The 17,307-nt window shown below is 73.4% G+C and carries 18 protein-coding genes and 1 pseudogene; 10 read left to right on the plus strand and 9 right to left on the minus strand.

Annotated elements, in window-relative coordinates:
• The first annotated feature begins 14 nt into the window (after positions 1-14).
• The 3 genes from ORI94_RS20115 to ORI94_RS20125 all read left to right on the plus strand — a co-directional run bounded on the left by ORI94_RS20115 (position 15) and on the right by ORI94_RS20125 (position 4,210).
• Positions 15-1,289, plus strand: a complete 1,275-nt coding sequence (locus ORI94_RS20115; RefSeq protein ID WP_266077512.1) for an MFS transporter — start codon at positions 15-17, stop codon at positions 1,287-1,289.
• A 431-nt stretch (positions 1,290-1,720) separates the two neighbouring features.
• Positions 1,721-3,109 carry an aldehyde dehydrogenase family protein gene (locus ORI94_RS20120; RefSeq protein ID WP_266077514.1) on the plus strand — a complete coding sequence of 463 codons (1,389 nt, stop codon included), beginning with the start codon at positions 1,721-1,723 and terminating at the stop codon, positions 3,107-3,109.
• Between the two features lie 15 nt (positions 3,110-3,124).
• Positions 3,125-4,210 carry a Zn-dependent alcohol dehydrogenase gene (locus tag ORI94_RS20125; RefSeq protein ID WP_266077516.1) on the plus strand — a complete coding sequence of 362 codons (1,086 nt, stop codon included), beginning with the start codon at positions 3,125-3,127 and terminating at the stop codon, positions 4,208-4,210.
• Here ORI94_RS20125 and ORI94_RS20130 read toward each other — a convergent pair.
• Positions 4,194-4,574 (minus strand): annotated as a pseudogene (locus ORI94_RS20130) (ArsR/SmtB family transcription factor); the annotation flags it as partial. The gene ORI94_RS20125 and the pseudogene ORI94_RS20130 overlap by 17 nt on opposite strands.
• Before the next feature lie 43 nt (positions 4,575-4,617).
• A complete protein-coding gene (locus tag ORI94_RS20135; RefSeq protein WP_266077518.1) occupies positions 4,618-5,259 on the minus strand; it encodes a TetR/AcrR family transcriptional regulator in 642 nt (213 codons plus the stop codon).
• A gap of 69 nt (positions 5,260-5,328) precedes the next feature.
• Between ORI94_RS20135 and ORI94_RS20140 the strand changes: the two genes are divergently transcribed.
• The 3 genes from ORI94_RS20140 to ORI94_RS20150 all read left to right on the plus strand — a co-directional run bounded on the left by ORI94_RS20140 (position 5,329) and on the right by ORI94_RS20150 (position 7,630).
• Positions 5,329-6,480, plus strand: coding sequence for an acyl-CoA dehydrogenase family protein (locus ORI94_RS20140; protein WP_266077520.1), 1,152 nt, complete (start codon positions 5,329-5,331; stop codon positions 6,478-6,480).
• A 97-nt stretch (positions 6,481-6,577) separates the two neighbouring features.
• Positions 6,578-6,865: a YiaA/YiaB family inner membrane protein gene (locus ORI94_RS20145; protein WP_266077523.1), complete on the plus strand. Its 288-nt coding sequence runs from the start codon at positions 6,578-6,580 to the stop codon at positions 6,863-6,865.
• Between the two features lie 117 nt (positions 6,866-6,982).
• Entirely contained in the window at positions 6,983-7,630 is a 648-nt protein-coding gene (locus ORI94_RS20150) for a TetR/AcrR family transcriptional regulator (protein WP_266077525.1), read from the plus strand.
• An 18-nt stretch (positions 7,631-7,648) separates the two neighbouring features.
• Here ORI94_RS20150 and ORI94_RS20155 read toward each other — a convergent pair whose 3' ends face one another.
• Complete coding sequence (locus tag ORI94_RS20155; RefSeq protein WP_266077527.1) at positions 7,649-8,110, minus strand: MaoC family dehydratase; 462 nt, start codon at positions 8,108-8,110, stop codon at positions 7,649-7,651.
• A 127-nt stretch (positions 8,111-8,237) separates the two neighbouring features.
• On the opposite strand from ORI94_RS20155, the gene soxR reads away from it, so the two are divergent.
• Complete coding sequence (gene soxR, locus ORI94_RS20160; RefSeq protein ID WP_266077529.1) at positions 8,238-8,738, plus strand: redox-sensitive transcriptional activator SoxR; 501 nt, start codon at positions 8,238-8,240, stop codon at positions 8,736-8,738.
• Positions 8,739-8,791: 53 nt separating this feature from the next.
• Here the strand turns inward: soxR and ORI94_RS20165 are convergent, their stop codons facing one another.
• A complete protein-coding gene (locus ORI94_RS20165) occupies positions 8,792-9,394 on the minus strand; it encodes a hypothetical protein (RefSeq protein WP_266077531.1) in 603 nt (200 codons plus the stop codon).
• A gap of 535 nt (positions 9,395-9,929) precedes the next feature.
• Positions 9,930-11,225: a DUF1343 domain-containing protein gene (locus ORI94_RS20170; protein ID WP_266077533.1), complete on the minus strand. Its 1,296-nt coding sequence runs from the start codon at positions 11,223-11,225 to the stop codon at positions 9,930-9,932.
• 242 nt (positions 11,226-11,467) lie between these two features.
• Between ORI94_RS20170 and ORI94_RS20175 the strand changes: the two genes are divergently transcribed.
• Positions 11,468-12,241: an SDR family oxidoreductase gene (locus ORI94_RS20175; RefSeq protein WP_266077535.1), complete on the plus strand. Its 774-nt coding sequence runs from the start codon at positions 11,468-11,470 to the stop codon at positions 12,239-12,241.
• A 191-nt stretch (positions 12,242-12,432) separates the two neighbouring features.
• Positions 12,433-13,026, plus strand: a complete 594-nt coding sequence (locus ORI94_RS20180; protein WP_042168834.1) for a TetR/AcrR family transcriptional regulator — start codon at positions 12,433-12,435, stop codon at positions 13,024-13,026.
• Positions 13,027-13,073: 47 nt separating this feature from the next.
• Here the strand turns inward: ORI94_RS20180 and ORI94_RS20185 are convergent, their stop codons facing one another.
• Together ORI94_RS20185 and ORI94_RS20190 are read right to left on the minus strand one after the other, a co-directional pair.
• Positions 13,074-14,288 carry an acyl-CoA dehydrogenase family protein gene (locus tag ORI94_RS20185; RefSeq protein WP_266077537.1) on the minus strand — a complete coding sequence of 405 codons (1,215 nt, stop codon included), beginning with the start codon at positions 14,286-14,288 and terminating at the stop codon, positions 13,074-13,076.
• 3 nt (positions 14,289-14,291) lie between these two features.
• Positions 14,292-15,338, minus strand: a complete 1,047-nt coding sequence (locus ORI94_RS20190) for a phosphotransferase family protein (RefSeq protein WP_266077539.1) — start codon at positions 15,336-15,338, stop codon at positions 14,292-14,294.
• 175 nt (positions 15,339-15,513) lie between these two features.
• Here ORI94_RS20190 and ORI94_RS20195 point away from each other — a divergent pair, with 175 nt between their 5' ends.
• Complete coding sequence (locus tag ORI94_RS20195; RefSeq protein WP_266077541.1) at positions 15,514-16,458, plus strand: NADP-dependent oxidoreductase; 945 nt, start codon at positions 15,514-15,516, stop codon at positions 16,456-16,458.
• A 90-nt stretch (positions 16,459-16,548) separates the two neighbouring features.
• On the opposite strand, the gene ORI94_RS20200 is transcribed toward ORI94_RS20195, so the two are convergent.
• Together ORI94_RS20200 and ORI94_RS20205 are read right to left on the minus strand one after the other, a co-directional pair.
• A complete protein-coding gene (locus ORI94_RS20200) occupies positions 16,549-16,893 on the minus strand; it encodes a DUF202 domain-containing protein (protein WP_266077543.1) in 345 nt (114 codons plus the stop codon).
• Positions 16,881-17,273 carry a YidH family protein gene (locus ORI94_RS20205; RefSeq protein ID WP_266077545.1) on the minus strand — a complete coding sequence of 131 codons (393 nt, stop codon included), beginning with the start codon at positions 17,271-17,273 and terminating at the stop codon, positions 16,881-16,883. Before ORI94_RS20205 ends, ORI94_RS20200 begins: the two co-directional genes overlap by 13 nt.
• Positions 17,274-17,307 lie beyond the last annotated feature (34 nt).

Raw genomic sequence — 17,307 nt, forward strand, 5'->3', positions numbered from 1 at the left:
GGGAGGACCCGATCATGGTGCCCGGTGGGAACCGCGGCTGGCTGCTCCGCCTCGTCATCGCCTTCACCTTCGCGCAGGGGGCCGTGTCGATGGCCCGGCCCGCCGTCTCCTACCGGGCGCTCGCGCTGGGCGCGGACGAGCGGGCGATCGGTGTGATCGCCGGCGTGTACGCGCTGCTGCCGCTGTTCGCCGCGGTACCGCTCGGCCGGCGCACCGACCACGGCCGCTGCGCCCCCCTGCTGTCCCTCGGCGTGATCCTCATATCCGGCGGCTGCGCGCTCAGCGGGCTCGCCGGCTCCTTGTGGGTGATGGCCCTGTGGAGCGGGGTGATGGGGCTCGGCCACCTCTGCTTCGTCATCGGAGCCCAGTCACTCGTCGCCCGCCGGTCCGCGCCGCACGAACAGGACCGAAACTTCGGGCACTTCACCATCGGCGCGTCCCTCGGGCAACTGGTCGGCCCGATCGCGGCGGGCGCGCTCGTCGGCGGCGGCGACAGGGCCGCCGGCAGCGCCCTCGCCCTGCTGGCGGCGGGCGCGGGGGCGGCGATCGCGCTCACCTCGCTGTGGCGCACGGAGCGCCCGGTACCGCCCGGCTCCCGCGTGGCACCGGGTACGCGCGTCCCGGTCGGGCGCATCCTGCGGGCCCGGGGCGTCCCCGCGGGCATCTTCGTCAGCCTGGCCGTCCTGTCCGCCACCGACATCCTCACCGCCTACCTCCCGGTGGTCGGCGAGCAGCGGGGCGTCGCCCCGTCCGTCATCGGTCTGCTGCTCAGTCTGCGGGCCGCGGCCACCATCGCCTGCCGGCTGGCCCTCACCCCGCTGCTGCGGCTCGTCGGCCGCACCCCCCTGCTGACGGTGACCTGTCTCCTGGCGGCACTGCTCTGCGCGGGCATCGCCCTGCCGGTGCCCGTGTGGGCCCTGGCGCCGATGCTGGCGGTGCTCGGCTTCTGCCTGGGGGTCGGCCAGCCGCTCTCCATGACGACCGTCGTCCGGGCCGCTCCCGCCGGCGCCCGCTCCACCGCTCTCGCCCTCCGCCTGACCGGTAACCGTCTCGGCCAGGTGGTCGCGCCCGCCGGGGCGGGCCTGATCGCCGGGGTGGCGGGCGTGGCGGCCCCGTTCGTCGTGCTCGGCGCGCTGTTGTTCGTCTCCGCGGGGGTGGCGCTGCGCGCACCGTCCCGCCCCGCCGAGCACGCCGGCCCGCCGGCGCCAGGGGGGACGCCCGCCACCGATGCCCCGGGCCGGCCCAAGGAGCCCGACCCGCCCGGCCCGGCCCGTCGCACCACGGACTGACCGGCGGGCCTGCCGGGCGGGGCCGGGCGGGCAGGGAGCGCACGCCGCACGCGACGGCGAGCTCCGGTTCGTCCGCACGGTCCCGGGCGGTACGGGCCCGGGCGTGTGCGGTGGGACGTCGTACCGCGTGTGCGGCAGGGCCGCGAGGCCGTCGTGCGTCTGTGCGCCGAGGCCGTTCTGGCGGTGCCCGGGTGCACGGGGGCGCGTGAACCCGGGCGTGACCCCAGCCGGGACCGGGACCGGCTCCGCGCGGACCGGCCCGGTCTCCGGCGGGTGCCGCCCCGCCCGCGCGCCCGCGCGCCCGCGCGCCCGCGCGCCCCAATTCCCGCACGGCGCCGCTGCCGACCCGTATCCTCGTCCCTCTGGCGTCATTAAATTAGCGCCGCTAGTTTATGGGGTGGACGACGACGCCCCGCCCCGGAGGAAGCGCGATGAAGGCATACGACGGCATGTACATCGACGGTGCCTGGCGCCCCGCCGCCGGCCCGGACGTGATCGAGGTCGTGAACCCGGCCGACGGGCAGGTGATCGCCACCGTCCCCGCGGGCACCGCCGAGGACGTGGACGCCGCCGTGCGGGCGGCCCGCGCAGCCCTCCCCGCCTGGGCCGCGACCGCACCTGCCGAGCGCGCCGCCCGCCTCGCCGCACTCCGGGACGCGCTGGTGGCCCGGCAGGACGAGATCGCGGAGACGGTGACCGCCGAGCTCGGCGCGCCCCTGAAGCTCTCGCAGGCCGTGCACGCGGCCGTGCCGATCGCGGTGGCGGGCTCGTACGCCGAGCTGGCGGCGACGTATCCCTTCGAGGAGCGGACGGGCAACTCGACCGTGCTGCACGAGCCGGTCGGCGTGGTCGGCGCGATCACCCCCTGGAACTATCCCCTGCACCAGATCGTCGCCAAGGCCGCCCCGGCCCTCGCCGCCGGCTGCACGATCGTCGTCAAGCCCGCCGAGGACACCCCGCTGGTCGCCCGGCTCCTCGCGGAGGCGGTGCACGAGGCCGGCGTCCCGGCCGGCGTGTTCAACCTGGTCACCGGCCTCGGCCCGGTGGCCGGCCAGGCCCTCGCCGAGCACCCGGGCGTCGACATGGTCTCCTTCACCGGTTCCACCGCCGTCGGCCGCCGGATCGGCGCCGTCGCCGCGGGTGCCGTCAAGAAGGTCGCCCTCGAGCTGGGCGGCAAGTCCGCCAACGTGATCCTCCCCGGCGCCGACCTGGCCCGGGCGGTCAACGTCGGCGTCGCCAACGTGATGTCCAACTCCGGCCAGACGTGCAGCGCCTGGACCCGCATGCTGGTCCACCGCGACCAGTACGAGGAGGCCGTCGAGCTCGCCGCGGCCGCCGCCGCCAAGTACGGCGACCGCATCGGCCCCCTCGTCAACGCCACGCAGCAGGAACGGGTGCGCGGGTACATCGAGAAGGGCGTCGCCGAGGGCGCGCGCCTGGTCGCCGGCGGCCCCGGGGCGCCGCGCGAGCAGGGCTGCTTCGTCAGCCCCACCGTCTTCGCCGACGTCACCCCCGACATGACCATCGCCCAGGAGGAGATCTTCGGCCCCGTCCTGTCCGTGCTGCGCTACGAGGACGAGGAGGACGCCCTGCGCATCGCCAACGGCACCGTCTACGGACTCGCCGGCGCGGTCTGGGCCGCCGACGAGGCGCAGGCGGCGGCGTTCGCCCGCCGCATGGAGACCGGTCAGGTCGACATCAACGGGGGCCGCTTCAACCCTCTCGCGCCCTTCGGCGGCTACAAGCAGTCGGGCGTGGGCCGCGAACTCGGTGTGCACGGCCTGACCGAGTACCTCCAGACCAAGTCCCTCCAGTTCTAGGGGAGTCCCACCATCATGGCTGTCCGCGCCGCCGTACTGTCCGCCGTCGACGCCCCGTTGGAGATCACGGGGATCGACCTGCCCGAGCCCGGCCCCGGGAAGGTCCGGGTCCGGCTCGCCGCGGCCGGGGTCTGCCACTCCGACCTGTCCCTGACCAACGGCACCATGCGTCTCCCGGTACCGGCGGTGCTGGGCCACGAGGGGGCCGGCACGGTCGTCTCCGTCGGCGAGGGCGTCACCCGGGTCGCGCCCGGCGACGACGTCGTCCTCAACTGGGCGCCCTCCTGCGGCGCCTGCCCCGCCTGCGCGCGCGGTGAGGTGTGGCTGTGCGCCGACGCCCTGAGCGGCGCCGCCGCGGTGCACGCCCACCGCGCGGACGACGGCACCGCGCTGCACCCCGGCCTGAACGTCGCCGCCTTCGCCGAGGAGACGGTGGTGCCCGCGTCCTGCGTCCTGCCCGCCCCGGACGGCGTCCCCCTCACCGACGCCGCCCTGCTGGGCTGCGCGGTGCTCACCGGCTACGGCGCCGTCCGCCACTGCGCGCGGGTCGAGCCCGGTGAGTCGGTCGCGGTGTTCGGCGTCGGGGGAGTGGGCCTCGCCGCCCTCCAGGCGGCCCGCATCGCGGGAGCGGCCACGATCGTCGCGGTCGACGTCTCCCCGGAGAAGGAGGAGCTGGCGCGCGGTGCGGGGGCGACCGAGTACCTCGTCGCCTCGGACACCACCGCCCGCGAGATCCGGGCCCTCACCGGGAAGCAGGGCGTGGACGTGGCCGTCGAGTGCGTGGGCCGCGCCACCACCATCCGCACCGCCTGGGAATCCACCCGGCGCGGCGGCCGTACCGCGGTCGTCGGCATCGGCGGCAAGGACCAGCAGGTCACCTTCAACGCCCTGGAGATCTTCCACTGGGGCAGGACCCTGTCGGGCTGCGTCTACGGAAACTCCGACCCCGCCCGCGACCTCCCCGTTCTCGCCGGACACATCCGGTCCGGCCGGTTCGACCTGGGTGCCCTCGTCACGGAACGGATCGCCCTGGACGGCATCCCGGCAGCCTTCGACACCATGCTGGCGGGCAAGGGCGGGCGGGCCCTGGTGGTCTTCTAGAACCGGCCGCCGGTCTCCTTCGGAGCCGGAGCCGGAGCCGGGGCCGGGGCCGCCGGGCCGCACCCGGGGCGACCTGCGCGGTCGGCTCCTCCACCAGCTGGGCGGTCCGCGCGTCGGCGAGCCGTACGTACCGGTGCCGGCCCTGCCGTTCCCCGGCGAGCAGCCCGCCGGTGACGAGCTTGCCCAGATGCTCGCTCAGCGTGGACGGGGCGACACCGGCGTGCCGCGCCAGTTCGCCCGCCGTCCACGCCCGGCCGTCGAGCAGTGCCAGCAGGCACGCGGCCCGGGTCTCGTCGGCGATCGGCCCGGCGAGCCGCGCGAGCCCGGCGGTCCGGGGGTCCTTCGAGGTCGTGCGCCCCAGCATGCGGTACGGACACTTCGGTGAGGGCCGAAGTGTCCGAGAGGCCCTACCCGGTGCGCCGCACCTGCTCGTACTGACCCGCCAGGCCGTCCAGCAGAGCCGTCAGGCCCGTCTCGAAGGCACGCTCGTCGATCTTCTCCTGCCGGTCGGAGAGCAGGTGCGCCTGCCCGAGATGGGGATAGTCGGCGGGGTCGTAGGCGGCGGCGTCGTCCACGAAGCCGCCGGCGAAGGAGCCGAGTGCCGAGCCCATGATGAAGTACCGCATCAGCGCGCCGATGGACGTGGCCTGTGCGGGCGGCCAGCCCGCCTCGACCATCGCGCCGTAGGCCGCGTCGGCGAGCCGCAGGGCGGCCGGGCGGCGGCCGGGGCCGCGGGCCAGGACCGGCACGATGTTGGGGTGGGCGCGCAGCGCGGACCGGTAGGAGACGGCCCAGTCGTGCAGCGCGGTCCGCCAGTCCCGGCCGTCCTCGAACATCGACAGGTCGACCAGCGCGCTCACCGAGTCGGCCACCGCCTCGAGGATCTCGTCCTTGGTGCGGAAGTGGTTGTAGAGCGAGGGTCCGCTGACCCCCAGCTGTGCGGCGAGCCGGCGTGTGGAGACGGCGGCCAGACCCTCCGCGTCCACGAGCTCCCGTGCCGTCTCGACGATCCGGTCGGTGCTGAGCAGGGGCTTGCGCGGTCGGGCCATGGCGCACATAGTAGGGCTGCACCAGAAAACTAGCAGTGGTAATTAAAATCCCGGGGTTGGGTGACTGTCATGAACCTGGAGCTCAGCGAGGAGCAGAGCGCCGTCCGCCGGCTCGCCCGGGACTTCGTCGAGCGCGAGGTCGCGCCCCACGCCACGGCCTGGGACCGCGCCGAAGAGGTGGACCGGGGCATCGTGAAGAAGCTGGGCGACCTCGGCTTCCTCGGGCTGACGATCGACGAGCGGTACGGCGGCTCGGGCGGCGACCATCTCGCGTACTGCCTGGTCACCGAGGAGCTGGGGCGCGGCGACTCCTCCGTGCGCGGAATCGTCTCCGTGTCCCTGGGACTGGTGGCGAAGACCGTCGCGGCCTGGGGTGACGAGGAGCAGAAGCAGGCCTGGCTTCCCGGCCTCACCTCCGGCGCGTACGTCGGCTGCTTCGGTCTCACCGAGCCGGGCACCGGTTCCGACGCCGGCAACCTCTCCACCCGCGCGGTGCGCGACGGCGGGGACTACGTCATCAACGGCACCAAGATGTTCATCACCAACGGCACCTGGGCCGACGTCGTCCTGCTGTTCGCCCGGTCCACCGACGCCCCGGGCCACAAGGGCGTGTCCGCCTTCCTCGTGCCCGCCGACACCCCCGGTCTGACCCGTCGGACCCTGCACGGCAAGCTCGGCCTGCGCGGCCAGGCCACCGCCGAGCTGGTGCTGGAGGACGTCCGCGTGCCCGCGTCCGCGATGCTGGCCCCCGAGGGCAAGGGCTTCTCGGTCGCCATGTCCGCCCTGGCCAAGGGGCGCATGTCGGTCGCCGCGGGCTGTGTCGGCATCGCCCAGGCCGCGCTCGACGCGGCCGTGCGGTACGCGGGGGAGCGCGAGCAGTTCGGGAGGACCATCGCCCACCACCAGCTCGTGCAGGAGCTGATCAGCGACATCGCCGTGGACGTCGACGCCGCCCGGCTGCTGACCTGGCGGGTGGCCGACCTGATCGACCGCGGGCAGCCGTTCGCCGTCGAGTCCTCCAAGGCCAAGCTCTTCGCCTCGGAGGCGGCCGTCCGCGCCGCCAACAACGCTCTCCAGGTCTACGGCGGTTACGGCTACATCGACGAGTACCCGGCGGGCAAGCTGCTGCGCGACGCCCGTGTCATGACACTCTACGAGGGCACCAGCCAGATCCAGAAGCTGGTCATCGGGCGTGCGCTGACCGGGGTCTCGGCGTTCTGAGACCGGACGGGGCGGGCCGGCCCGAGTGACTCGCCCGGGGTGGATCTGAGTATCCGGACGGATGTGCGCGGTGCCGTGGTCGCCGACCCTGTTTCCCATGAGTGACACACCGGTCAAGCAGCAGAGCACGGCGGCCTTCTACGGTCAGGCCGTCGTCTCGTTCGCCGTCGCCCTGGGGGCGACGGCCTTCGGCGTCATCCGGCTCGAGGCCGACGCCTGGGTGCGCGGCTTCATGGCGATCGCCGTCCTGTACCTCGTCACCTCCGCCTTCACCCTGGCCAAGGTCATCCGTGACCGTCAGGAGGCCGGCCAGATCGTGAGCCGGGTGGACCAGGCGCGGCTGGAGAAGCTCCTCGCGGAACACGATCCCTTCGAAAAGCTGTGAGCATTCCGCGGGACGACGTCCGCTCGTCCGCTCGGACGAGCGGACGAAGGGCACGCCCTAAGCGACCGCTCACCCTTGCCGGTATGGTGTTACCCCTGCCAGTGAACGGGGTGAGCGATGAATGCGGTGAGGGAGACGGCCGAGGCCGATGCGCAGCCGTGGGGTGAGGTCACGCCCGACGCGGCCCGACGGCTGCTGCTCGCCGCCGTCGAGGCGTTCGCGGAGCGTGGCTACCACGCCACGACGACCCGCGACATCGCCGGCCGTGCCGGCATGAGCCCGGCCGCGCTCTACATCCACTACAAGACCAAGGAAGAGCTGCTCCACCGCATCAGCAGGATCGGCCACGAGAAGGTCCTGGACATCCTGCGGACCGCGGCCCGCGCCGAGGGCAGCGCGACCCGGCGTCTCGCCGAGGCCGTGAGCTCCTTCGTCCGCTGGCACGCGGGCAGGCGTACCACCGCGAGGGTCGTGCAGTACGAACTCGACTCGCTCGGCCCCGACGCCCGCGCCGAGATCATCGCCCTGCGCCGGCAGGTCGACGCCGAGGTGCGCGGGATCATCGAGGAGGGCGTGCGTTCGGGCGAGTTCGACGTCGGGGACGTGCGGGGCACCACCCTCGCCGTGCTCTCCCTGTGCATCGACGTCGCACGCTGGTTCAACGTCAACGGCTCCCGCACCCCCGAGGAGGTCGGCGCCCTCTACGCCGACCTCGTCCTGCGCATGGTCGGCGCCGGCCGCACGGGCACCGCGCCCGGGGAGTAGGGCGCCGCCGGCCCGGGCTCAGAGGTAGTACCGGGCCACCGACTCGGCCACGCACACCGGCTTGTCGCCGCCCTCGCGCTCCACGGTGAACGCCGTGGTCACCTGGACGCCGCCCCCCACCTCGTCCACGGCGGTGACCTTCGCGGTGGCGCGCACCCGCGACCCCACCGGGAGGGGTGCGGGGAAACGCACCTTGTTCGTGCCGTAGTTGACGCCCATCTTCACGCCCTCGACGGAGAGCAGCTGCGGGCCGAACAGCGGCAGCAGCGACAGCGTCAGATAGCCGTGCGCGATGGTCGTGCCGAACGGCCCCGACGCGGCCCGCTCCGGATCGACGTGGATCCACTGGTGGTCACCGGTGGCCTCGGCGAACAGGTCGACCCGCTTCTGGTCGACCTCCAGCCAGTCCGTGTACCCCAGCTGTTCGCCCACCGCCGCCTTCAGGTCGTCGGCGGACGTGAAGATTCTCGGCTCTGCCATGTCCCGGCCTCTCGCGTCACGTGGTCGCGCGCGCCACCGCGCATGCCTAAGCGACTGCTTAGCATGGTCGGCCGTGCGGGCGTTGTCAACGCACCGGCCGCCACACGGGGTGGGTAGCCTTCGAGGCGTGCCCCAGATTCCGGAGAAGATCCACGAACTCACGGTCGGCCGCCTCGCGGAGCGCAGCGGCGCCGCCGTCTCGGCCCTCCACTTCTACGAGTCCAAGGGGCTGATCAGCAGCCGGCGGACCTCGGGCAACCAGCGCCGCTACAGCCGTGACACCCTGCGCCGGGTGGCCTTCATCAGGGCCGCCCAGCGGGTCGGCATCCCGCTCGCCACCATCCGCGGTGCGCTCGCCGAGCTGCCTCGGGAACGTACTCCCACGCGGGAGGACTGGGCCCGCCTCTCCGAGGCGTGGCGCGCGGAGCTGGACGAGCGCATCGAGCGGCTCAACCGGCTGCGCGACCACCTCACCGACTGCATCGGCTGCGGTTGCCTGTCGCTCGACTCCTGTGTCCTGTCCAACCCGGACGACGTCTTCGGCGACCGCCTGACGGGCTCCCGGCTGCTGGCCGGGAAACGCCCCGCCGGGTCGGGCGCCCCGCCGGCCGGCACCGGCACCGCGTGACAGTCGTCCCGTGACAGCGGGGGCGCGGCATCCCCGGCGCGCCCCCGCGCCTCTCAGGCCGACACCAGCAGCTTCGACCGCCTGGCGTCCGCCAGTGCCTCGGTCGTCAGAACGGGGCGCGGCACCAGGATTCCGCAGTCCGAGCAGACCGGTCCCGCCGACGGCTCGTGGTCCAGGCCGTACCGCCACCTGAGCCGCTCCCCCCGGCACACGGGGCAGGCGTCACCCGGTTCGCGCTCCAGCGCGGCGATCAGCCGCCGCAGCACCTCGGCCAGCGGTTCCCGCGGATGCACCCGCGGGTCGTCGCACCAGGCCACACCGAAACCGCCCCAGGTCAGCCGGTGCCAGTCGTCCACACTGCCCGGCCTGCGCAGGCCGCCGTGCTTCTCCTTCCTGCGGCGCTCGGCGAACTCCACCTCGTAGCCCAGCCAGACCGCGCGGGCCTCCTCCAGCTCGTCCAGTGCGGCCACGAGCCGCGCCGGGTCGACGGAGCGGTCCTCGGGGTCGAATCCCGCACGCGCGCACAGATGGTCCCAGGTCGCCCTGTGCCCGTACGGAGCGAACCGCTCAAGGCACTTGCGCAGCGAATAGCGCCGCAGTGCCAGATCGGACCGCGGATCTCGGACCTGTCTCGCCAGACTTCGGAAACCGGCCATCGTCGTGCACCTCCGTCACACCTGCACCTGTAATCCGGTCACTTCGGCGTCGTCGAACGGACGTCGCCGAATAGACGTATCGACAAGCGAATCGGCTCCATCCCTCTTCAGGCGGCCTGCCCCGGCCGGTCGCGCGGAGCCGTGGGCCAACTCCCGTGCCCCGTGCTTCAGCCGTGGTCTCCCACGGCGTCCCCGTGGCCCGTTCCGTGGTCATGTCCGTGGTCGTCTCCCTCGCCGCCCCCGGCCCTCGGCGGCTGTCCAGGGCGGTTGCCCGGGCAGCCCGTTCCCATGCGCGGCGGGAACGTCCCGGCGGTCCGGTTCCCGTCGGGGGAGCCCTGTTCCGCGGCGTACCGGCGCACCGGCCCCGACAGACAGAGAACTCCCCGCGGGCTCCACGGGTTCCTGAAGGCCGCGGCGTTATGCGCGCCGATCGCGTCCCTGATCGCCCCCGCGGTCTTCGAAGAACCCCGCAGGGGCGGTGTCCGCGCAGGTGGCGGCGGTGGGACCTCGGCACGCACCGGCGCCCGAGGCGGGCTCAGCGGTACAGCAGGTACTCCCGCCGCGTTCGCCGGAACGCCGCCAGCTCCTCCCGCCAGCCGGCCACCACCTCGTCCGTGTCCGCGCCCGCGTCGATCATCGTGCGCACCCGCTCGGAGCCGGTGAGCCTGTCGATCCAGTGGTCCGGGCGCCAGGCGAACCCGCTCCACGCCCGCTTCGCGCTCACCAGCAGCCCCACACCCGTACGCACCGGATCGAACGCCTCCCGGTCGTGCACGTGGAGCTGCACACCCCCGACCGTCCTCCCCTGGAACTTGGAGAACGTCGGCGCGAAGTACGCCTCGCGGAAGCGCACACCCGCCAGCCCCAGCCCGTTCGCCCCGGCCGCCCAGCGCCCGTCGATCCCCTCCGCGCCCAGGAGCTCGAACGGCCGGGTCGTCCCGCGCCCCTCGGACAGGTTGGTGCCTTCGAACAGGCATGTCCCCGCGTACACCAGGGCCGTCTCGGGCGTCGGCATGTTGGGGCTGGGCGGCACCCAGGGCAGCCCCGAGGCGTCGTAGAAGTCGGACCGCCGCCAGCCCGACATCCGTACCGTCTCCAGCCGCACCGGCGCGGGCAGGAACTCGGCGTTGAACAGCCGTGCCAGTTCCGCCACCGTCATTCCGTGCACCTGCGCGATCGGCTGCCGTCCGACGAACGTCGCGAACTCCGGGTGCAGCACGGGCCCCAGGGCGGCCCGCCCGGTCACCGGGTTCGGCCGGTCGAGGACCACGAACCGCTTGCCCGCGAGCCGGGCCGCCTCCATGCAGTCGTACAGCGTCCAGATGTACGTGTAGAAGCGGGCGCCCGCGTCCTGGATGTCGAAGACGACCGTGTCGACGCCCGACGCGGTGAAGACGTCGGCGAGCGGCCTGCCGCTCTTCAGGTACGTGTCGTAGACGGGCAGTCCGGTCGCCGGATCGTCGTAGCGGCCCTCCGAGCCGCCCGCCTGCGCGGTGCCCCGGAAGCCGTGCTCGGGGCCGAACACGGCGGTCAGGTCCACGCGGTCGTCGGCGTGCATGACGTCGACGATGTGCCGCGCGTCCCGGGTGATGCCCGTCGGGTTGGTGACCACGCCGACCCGCTCCCCGTCGAGCGGCGCGTATCCGGCCGCGGAGAGCTGCTCGAAGCCGGTGCGCAGGCCGCGGCCCCCGGGCACCGGGGCCGCCCGCCCGGATTCCGCAGGCCCTTCGGCCTGTCCCCGGGGGGCCGCCCCGGCGGCCGCGGGGGTCGCGGCGGCGGTCGTGAGGGTGGCTGTGGTGGTGGCGAGCAGGCTCCGTCTGGACAGTCTCATACCGTGACCTCCGCGATCGCTCCCGATGTCATGTTCACGCACGTTAACGCGCGTGAACCGTCCGGGGAACGAGCCGGGCCGCCGCCGTTCGGCTCCGCTCCCTCTCTTCCGCCCGACATACCGACCGGTTAGTCTGGCGCGACGCGTCGCGTCGCACGACGACCGCTCGTGCGGTCGGGGCGGCCGGTGGCCGTGCGGTCACGTGGCCGAGGAGCAACCGGGCAGCCGTGCCGAAGGAGCCGATGATGGAAGCCGTACAGGGTGCGAAGGTGGTCGTCACGGGAGCCGGGGGCGGCATCGGGGCGGCGCTCGCCCGCCGCTTCGCGGGCCAGGGGGCCCAGGTCGTCGTCAACGACCTGGACGCCGGGCGGGCCAGGGCCGTCGCCGACGAGATCGGCGGCATCGCCGTCCCCGGGGACGCCTCGTCCGTCGTTCCCGACGCCCGGGACGCGCTCGGCGGCACGGTCGACGTCTACTGCGCCAACGCCGGCGTCGGCCGCGACGGCGGGGAACCGGGCGCGCCGCTCGACGAGCAGGGCTGGGCGCTCTCCTGGGACGTCAACGTCATGGCCCACGTCCGCGCGGCGCACGCGCTGCTCCCGGACTGGCTGGAGCGCGGCAGCGGCCGCTTCGTCTCCACCGTCTCCGCCGCCGGACTGCTCACCATGATCGGCACGGCCCCCTACAGCGTCACCAAGCACGGCGCCTACGCCTTCGCCGAGTGGCTGTCGCTGACGTACCGCCACCGTGGGGTGAAGGTCCACGCGATCTGCCCGCAGGGCGTGCGCACCGACATGCTCACCGCCAGCGGCAGCGCGGGCGACCTGGTCCTCAGGCCGACCGCGATCGAGCCGGACGACGTGGTCGACGCCCTGTTCCACGGCATCGACGAGGACCGCTTCCTCATCCTGCCGCACCCCGAGGTCGCCGAGTACTACCAGGCCCGCGCCGCCGACCCGGAGCGCTGGCTCGGCGGCATGAACCGCATCCAGCGGCACTGGGAGTCCACCAGGTGATACCGGGCGACACCGGGTGACGCCGGTACGCGGTGAGGCCCCGCGTACCGCGATGCGATCCTGCCCGACGCGCCGGGGCCGGAGAATGGGAAGATCCCCGTCGGGGACGGACCGCGTCCCCGGGCCGGCGGCGAGCGGCAGTACCAGCAGTGTGTGACGACCGGCAGTGACACGGAAGGCAGGTGGCGGAAGTGCCCAGGACGACGGACGGCGACGGGCCCCCGGTACCGCAGCGGCTCCTGGCCGCCGCCACCCGGCTCTTCGCCGAGCAGGGCTACGACCGTACTTCGGTACAGGAGATCGTCGAGGCGGCCGGAGTCACCAAGGGGGCGCTCTACCACTACTTCGGCTCCAAGGACGACCTGCTGCACGAGATCTACGCGCGCGTGCTGCGCGTCCAGCAGGAGCGTCTGGACGCCTACGCGAACGCCGACGAGCCGATCGACAAGCGCCTGCGGGGCGCGGCGGCGGACGTCGTCGTCACGACGATCGAGAACCTCGACGACGCGTCGATCTTCTTCCGCTCCATGCACCACCTGAGCCCGGAGAAGAACAAGCAGGTACGGGCCGAGCGCCGCCGCTACCACGAGCGTTTCCGTGCGCTGGTCGAGGAGGGGCAGGCGGCCGGCGTGTTCTCCACGGCGACCCCGGCCGACCTGGTGGTGGACTACCACTTCGGCTCGGTCCACCACCTGTCGACCTGGTACCGCCCCGACGGCCCCCTCACCCCGCAGCAGGTCGCCGACCACCTCGCCGACCTGCTGCTGCGCGCCCTGCGCCCCTGAGATGCAGCAGGACCCACCGGGGCCCGCGGGCCCCGGGTCCGCGCCTCCTACCGGTACTTCTTGATCTCCCGCCGTGCCAGCGACCGCTGGTGCACCTCGTCCGGGCCGTCGGCGATCATCAGCGTCCGCGCGGCGGCGTACAGCTCGGCCAGCGGGTGGTCCTGACTGACCCCGCCCGCTCCGTACAGCTGGATGGCCCGGTCGAGGATGCCGACGACCGCGCGCGGAGTGGCGATCTTGATGGCCTGGATCTCGGTGTGCGCGCCCCGGTTGCCGACGGTGTCCATCATCCAGGCCGTCTTCAGCACCAGCAGGCGCAGCTGCTCGACGGCGACCCGCGCGTCCGCGATCCAGTTCTGCACCACGCCCTGCTGGGCGAGTGCCTTGCCGAAGGCGTCCCGGGACACGGCCCGCCGGCACATCAGCTCGATCGCCCGCTCGGCCATGCCGATCAGCCGCATGCAGTGGTGGATGCGGCCGGGACCGAGCCGTGCCTGGGCGATGGCGAAGCCGCCGCCCTCCTCGCCGATCAGGTTCGACACCGGCACGCGAGCCCGGTCGAAGACCACCTCGGCATGGCCGCCGTGGTAGTGGTCCTCGTAGCCGAACACCCGCATGGCACGCCTGATCGTGACGCCCGGGGTGTCGCGCGGCACCAGGATCATGGACTGCTGGCGCCGGACGTCCGCGCCGTCGGGGTCGGTCTTGCCCATCACGATGAAGATCCTGCAGTCCGGGTGCATCGCCCCGGAGATGTACCACTTGCGGCCCGTGACGACGTACTCGTCGCCCTCCCGCTCGATGCGCGTGGTGATGTTGGTGGCGTCGGAGGAGGCCACGTCCGGCTCGGTCATCGCGAACGCCGAGCGGATCTCACCCGCCAGCAGCGGCTCCAGCCACTGCTTCTTCTGCTGTTCGTCCCCGAACTGCGCCAGCACCTCCATGTTGCCGGTGTCGGGCGCCGCGCAGTTCGTCGCCGTGGGCGCCAGCTGCGGGGAGCGGCCCATGATCTCGGCGAGTGGCGCGTACTGGAGGTTGGTGAGCCCGGCACCGTACGCGGAGTCGGGCAGGAACAGGTTCCACAGGCCCTGCCTGCGCGCCTCCGCCTTGAGCTCCTCCACCACGGGGGCGTTCGCCCACGGCGAGTCCAGCGCGGCGCGCTGCTCGTCGGCGACCTGCTCGGCGGGGTGGACGTGCTCGTCCATGAAGGCGAGGAGCCTGGCCCGCAGTTCCTCGGTGCGCGCGTCGAACGTGAAGTCCATGGTTCAGCCCTTCCGGAGGCCTTCGCGAAGCGTGGTCAGACCGTGCTCGATGAAAACGGGGACGAGATCGCCGATGCGGTCGAAGCCGGGGCCGACGGTCTGTCCCAGCGTGTAGCGGTAGTGGATGCCCTCGAGGATCACCGCGAGCTTGAACCAGGCGAACGCGGTGTACCAGGAGACCGCGGAGACGTCACGGCCCGAACGGGCGGCGTACCGCTCGATCAGCTCGGCGGGCGACGGGTGCCCGGGGGCCTCGGCGGTCGTGGAGACCGGGGAGTCGGGCATGCCCAGCGGCATGCCGTACATCACCAGCAGGCCGAGGTCGGTCAGCGGGTCGCCGAGCGTGGACATCTCCCAGTCGAGGACCGCCCGGATCGAGTCGGTGCCCCCGTCGGTGCTCGCGATCAGGACGTTGTCCAGGCGGTAGTCGCCGTGCACCACGGCCGGTGCGGGGGAGCGGGGCAGCTCCCGGCCGAGCGCGGCGTGCAGTTCGTCGATCCCGGCCAGGTCCCGGTTGCGGGAGGCGTCCAGCTGCTTGCCCCAGCGGCGCAGCTGCCGGTCCAGGAAGCCCTCGGGGCGGCCGAAGCCCGCCAGGCCCACCGCGTCGGGGTCCACGGCGTGCAGGTCGACCAGCGTGTCCACCAGGCCGAGCACCGCCTGCCGGGTGCGCTCCGGGCCGAGCGGCGCCAGCTGGTCCGCCGTCCGGTACGGGGTGCCCTCGACGAACTCCATGACGTAGAAGGGCGCCCCCAGCACCTCCTCGTCCTCGCACAGCAGGACCGTGCGGGGGACCGGGACGGGGGTGGTGTGCAGCGCGCTGATCACCCGGTGCTCGCGCTTCATGTCGTGCGCGGTGGCCAGGACATGCCCGAGCGGAGGACGCCGTATCACCCACTTGGCGGTGCCGTCGGAGACCGCGTACGTGAGGTTCGACCGGCCGCCCTCGATCAGCCGGCCGGAGAGCGGGCCGTTCACCAGACCGGGCCGCTCGCGGGAGAGCAGCGCGCCCAGCCGGTCGAGATCCAGTCCGGGCGGGTGGTCGGGGCTCATACTCGCTCCTACGGGCCGGTGACAGTACCGAACACATGATGCCGACCAGTCGGTATGCCGTCCAGGGCGGGAGGGGAACGTGATGGGGGCCACGAGCGAAGTGATCGGGCCGCACGTCGGGTGTGATCGGGCCATCCACTTGCGTCGCGGGAGACGACGGCGAAGGCTCGGTCCCATGAAAGCGATCAGCTATGCACAGTACGGCGGCCCCGAGGTACTCGAACTCACGGAGGTGGCGGAGCCCCGGGTCGGCCCCGACTCCGTGCTCGTGAAGGTGCGGGCGGCGGCCGTCAACCCCGTCGACTGGAAGTGCCGCGAGGGCTACCTCGACCAGATCCTGAGCCCGGTGTTCCCCGTCGTTCCGGGATGGGACGTCTCGGGCGTGGTGGTACGACCGGGTGCGGCCGTCCCCGAGTTCGCCGCCGGCGACGAGGTCATCGGCTACGTGCGCGAGGACTTCCTCTCCCGCGGCACCTTCGCCGAGTACGTGGCCGCCCCGGTGCGGGCCCTCGCGCGCAAGCCGCGCAACCTGTCCTTCGAGGAGGCCGCCGGGCTGCCCCTCGCGGGACTCACCGCCTACCAGGTGCTGCACAGGGTCCTTCGGGTGAAGCGCGGCGAGACCGTCCTGGTGCACGCCGCGGCCGGCGGTGTCGGTTCCGTCGCCGTCCAGCTCGCCGCGCACCTCGGTGCCCGTGTCATCGGTACGGCGAGCGAGCGCAACCACGACTTCGTGCGAAGCCTGGGCGGGGAACCGGTGACCTACGGCGACGGCCTCGCCGAGCGGCTGCGGGGGCTCGCCCCGGGCGGTGTGGACGCCGTGTTCGACTCGGTCGGCGGTGACGCCCTGAAGGACTCCGCCACGGCCCTGGCGTCCGGGGGCCGGCTCGCGTCGATCACCGATCCCGCCGTCGTGGAGTACGGCGGCCACTACTGGTTCGTCCGCCCCGACCCGCAGGACCTCGGGCGCCTGTCCGAACTGGCGGAACAGGGCGTCGTGAGCGTGCACGTCTCCGAGACGTTCCCGCTGGAACGCGCGGCGGACGCCCACCGCCTCAGCCAGGAGGGCCGGACCAGGGGGAAGATCGTCGTGACGGTGGACGAGCAGACGGCCAACGGGTAGACGGCGGACAGGGAGACGGGTGGACGGCGGACGGGAGGGGGCAGGAAGAGGCCGCCCGTCGGGTCGGCCGCCCGTCGGCCCCGTACGTCGTCAGCCCTGGAGGACGAGGGCCGCCCCGCACACGGCCAGGGCCGTGGTGCAGAGCACCGCCGCGGTGAGGTGCCGCGGGGCGGGCACGGCCGGGGTGCCGGTGGCCGAGAGGGTGTCGATCCGCCGGTGGGCGATCAGGAGGAACCCCAGCCAGCAGGCGCAGCACAGCGCGCCCAGGACCACCCCTGCGGCCGACACGCCGCCGTGCAGCGCGGTCCGCACGGCCAGCACGGACGCGACCGTGGCCGCCAGGGTCGTACGGCGCCAGGCGAGCCGGGTCCGCTCGGGCTGCAGCCCGGGGTCCCGGTCCGCCCGCACCCCGGGCGGCCCGGTCACCCGTCCCATCCGGCGAGCACCACGACGACCATCGCCAGCGCGACGACGGCGACCACGAGACTCAGCAGCACGGGGAACCGGGACACCGGCAGGTCCTCGCCGCGCCGCATCGCCCGCTCGCAGCGCACCCAGTGGTTGACCGCGCGCAGCGCGCACAGCACCCCCGCGGTGAGCAGCGCCAGCGCGAGCCCGACCCGCCAGCCCCAGCGCAGGTCCGGCAGGAACTGGTCCACGGCGAAACCGCCGCCGACCAGCGCGAGCGCGGTTCGCAGCCAGGCCAGGAACGTGCGCTCGTTCGCCAGGGAGAACCGGTAGTCGGGCGTGTCCCCCTCCTGCCGCACGTCCTGGGGCGCGAACCACAACCGGACGTTCCGCATGAAGTCGATCACTCTGCGACCCTACCCGGGGGCCGGGACGCGGGTG

The sequence above is a fragment of the Streptomyces sp. NEAU-W12 genome (genome assembly GCF_026242095.1).
Taxonomy (GTDB): Bacteria; Actinomycetota; Actinomycetes; order Streptomycetales; family Streptomycetaceae; genus Streptomyces.